We start from the raw sequence: 2527 nt of genomic DNA on the forward strand, positions 1-2527 counted from the left end.
CTGAGGCGGGTCAGGTCCAGCGCGGCGACGCGCTGGACTTTCCTGTGGCCGGGCTATGTCTTGCGTGATGCGGCATCTGCCGCCGGCTCAGGAGTCCCGAATGGATGTGATCTACGCCCTCGTCGAACCGGTCGCCATTTTCGCCATCTTCGGCGGCATGCTTCTCGTCTGCCTCTATGGCTGGTTCACCTCGGAACTCGCCTATCGGGGGCGGCCGACCACCTTTTCCTGGGACAAGCCGAAGCCGTCCGAGCCGGAGCAGCGCTGACGGTCAGAACCGGCTCTGGAAGCTCAGCTGCAAGGGCTGGGCGTCGTCGCCATCGCGCTTCACCACCGCGTCGGACAGGCTGAGATCGAGCGACCCTGCCCCGAACCGCGCCGAGAGCGTGACGCCGAACGAGGCGCGCAGATGTGCGTCATCGTCCACGGCGCCGCCGCCGGTGTTGTCGAGCCCCCAGAGCGAGCCGAGATCGGCATGCAGCCCGGGCATCAAGGCGCTTTCGCCGAAGGTCTGCGGGAATTTCACGTCGAAGCGCGCCGCGGCATAGCGGGTGCCGCCGAGCGTCTGGTCGCCGTCGCGCGGGCCGAAACCGCCGTAGGAGAAGCCGCGCAGCGTGGCCGGGCCGAGGATGAAGCGGTCGCCGATCGAGGAGTCGCCGCCCGAGGTCTCCAGGAGGCCCATGCGCAGGTCGCCGCGCCAGCTCATCCTGCCGTCGGCGAGGCTGCCGCCGGCGAGGACAGAGGCCTGGGCGCGGATCTGGCTTTCGCCGCTGGAAATCGAGGCGAGCTCGCCCCCCAGCCCGAAGCGCAGCCGCGACAGGGCGCCGCCGCCCAGATCCAGCGTGCGCTGGTAATCCGCGCCGATTGCGGTGCGCTCGCTGCGCCGCACATCGGGCGCGAGCAGCGGCGAGAGGTCGTCCTCGGGGTTGTGGATCCGGTTGGTGGAGAAGCCGAGATAGGTCCCGAGCGTCGCCGCCTCGCCGATCGGCCAGGTGAGCCGCGCCTCCAGCCCGCCGGTGGTGGTCTCGAAGGGCAGCGCGTCGCGGCGTTCGTCATGGCTGCCGCGCAGCGTCAGGTCGAGCGATGCGGGGGTGCCGAAGGCGAGGTCCTGGTGGAAGATCCCGGTCAGCGACTGGCGCTTTTCGGCCACCTCGCCGCCCAGCTGCATCCAGCGGCCCTCGCCGGAGGGCAGGTTGAAGGTGCCGCTGGCCCCGCCGATGACGCCGTCCTCGCTGGAATAGAACAGCCAGGCGTTGATCTTGCCGATGAGGCCGGTCTCCGGGTCCTGCAGGTCGAGCCCGGGCATCGCCTCCGCGGCTTCCGGCATCTCGTCGCCCGACATCAGATCCTGCGCCGTGCCCGCGCCCGCCGCCACCGCGGCCAGCACAGCCACCGCACAGAGTCTCTTCACCGCCATGCTCCGTCCCCCTCAGGCGGGAGTCCATATGGACCCCGCTCGCTCACAGGGAGAATAACCGGATTTGCCGGGAATTGAGCAAGAAATTGAAAATGTATGGCGAATGCGGCATCACTGCCGCAGCACCCACTGCCGGAAAGGCTCAGAATGCTTGAAAAGCCCGAGATCCGCGCCCGGCTCGATGCGCTTCTGCCGCTGGCGGAGGGGTTCGACCGTTCCTGGTCCTTCAGCGCCGCGGGGGTCGAGGAGCGGGCGCTGTTCTTCCTGCCGCCGACCCGGCCTGCGCTGACCGCGCTGCTGGCCGCCGCCGAGGGGTTGGGGATGTCGGAAGCGACCATCGCCGGCTTCCGCGCCGCGCTGCCCGGGGCCGATGCGCTGGGGCTGACCCTGGCGCAGGGCGGGTCGGTCCGGCTTTACCTGCAGTATTGGGAGCGGATGGTGCAGCGGGTGCTGGCCGGGGATCTGGCGCCGGCGCCGCTCTATCTCGGCTTCAAGCAGTTTCCCGACGGGACGGGGCGCAACGACGTCTATCATTGCCTGCCGATGGCCCCCGAGGCGGAGTATCGCCCGGTGCTGGAGGCGGCGCTGACCGGCTTCGGCTGCGCGCCGGAGGCGGTGGCGCGGCTGCTGGAGCCGCTGACGCCCGACCGCTGCATCTGGACCCGCACCGAGGGTCCGGGCCGTGCGTCCTGGCTCGCCACGCTGCGCCGGGCCGAGATCCCGGCTGGGGATCTGGCGGCGGCGCTGGCGCCGGTGGCCGACCGTGCAGGAGTGCCGGAACTGCTGGCGGCGCTGGAGGAAGGCGCGCCGCTGCACATCGCCGGCGGCGAGGATGGGCGCAAGGGGGCGTTCCTCACCTTCTATGTCGAGACCGGGGCGCGGGCGATGACCCACTTCCTCGACCGGCTCGGCTGAAACGGTTTTCCGGCCTCAGCGCATCAGGCTGCAGCTGACCCCGGCGGGGATCGCGCCGGTGGCGTTGTCGATCTCGGCGATGACCGAGAAGCTGTTGGAATTCGGGTCGATATAGGCGTCGATGGTCAGCACCCGGCCGGCGACATGGCTGCCGGTCAGCTCGACCGCCAGCGGCAGCACGTCGCCCGGCGTCAC

4 protein-coding genes are annotated in these 2527 nt (G+C 70.4%); 2 read left to right on the top strand and 2 right to left on the bottom strand.

What is annotated here, in order from left to right; translation table 11 throughout:
- Window positions 1-100: 100 nt before the first annotated feature.
- The gene (locus tag C5F48_RS25435; RefSeq protein ID WP_170139705.1) at window positions 101-268 is read left to right on the top strand and encodes a hypothetical protein; all 168 of its coding nucleotides are present in this window, start codon (window positions 101-103) and stop codon (window positions 266-268) included.
- Between the two features lie 3 nt (window positions 269-271).
- Here the strand turns inward: C5F48_RS25435 and C5F48_RS23065 are convergent, their stop codons facing one another.
- On the bottom strand, window positions 272-1411 hold the full coding sequence (locus C5F48_RS23065) for a BamA/TamA family outer membrane protein (protein ID WP_170139704.1): 1140 nt from the start codon (window positions 1409-1411) through the stop codon (window positions 272-274).
- A gap of 153 nt (window positions 1412-1564) precedes the next feature.
- On the opposite strand from C5F48_RS23065, the gene C5F48_RS23070 reads away from it, so the two are divergent.
- Entirely contained in the window at window positions 1565-2332 is a 768-nt protein-coding gene (locus C5F48_RS23070; protein ID WP_107666037.1) for a P-loop NTPase family protein, read from the top strand.
- A gap of 15 nt (window positions 2333-2347) precedes the next feature.
- On the opposite strand, the gene C5F48_RS25440 is transcribed toward C5F48_RS23070, so the two are convergent.
- Window positions 2348-2527: hypothetical protein (locus C5F48_RS25440; RefSeq protein WP_219907835.1), on the bottom strand; the 180-nt coding region annotated here is incomplete at its 5' end.

This window comes from Cereibacter changlensis JA139, assembly GCF_003034985.1.
Taxonomy (GTDB): domain Bacteria; phylum Pseudomonadota; class Alphaproteobacteria; order Rhodobacterales; family Rhodobacteraceae; genus Cereibacter; species Cereibacter changlensis.

Coding starts and splice junctions, on each gene's coding strand:
- C5F48_RS25435 (WP_170139705.1), top strand. CDS start 101: ATGGATGTGATCTACGCCCTCGTCGAACCGGTCGCCATTTTCGCCATC.
- C5F48_RS23070 (WP_107666037.1), top strand. CDS start 1,565: ATGCTTGAAAAGCCCGAGATCCGCGCCCGGCTCGATGCGCTTCTGCCG.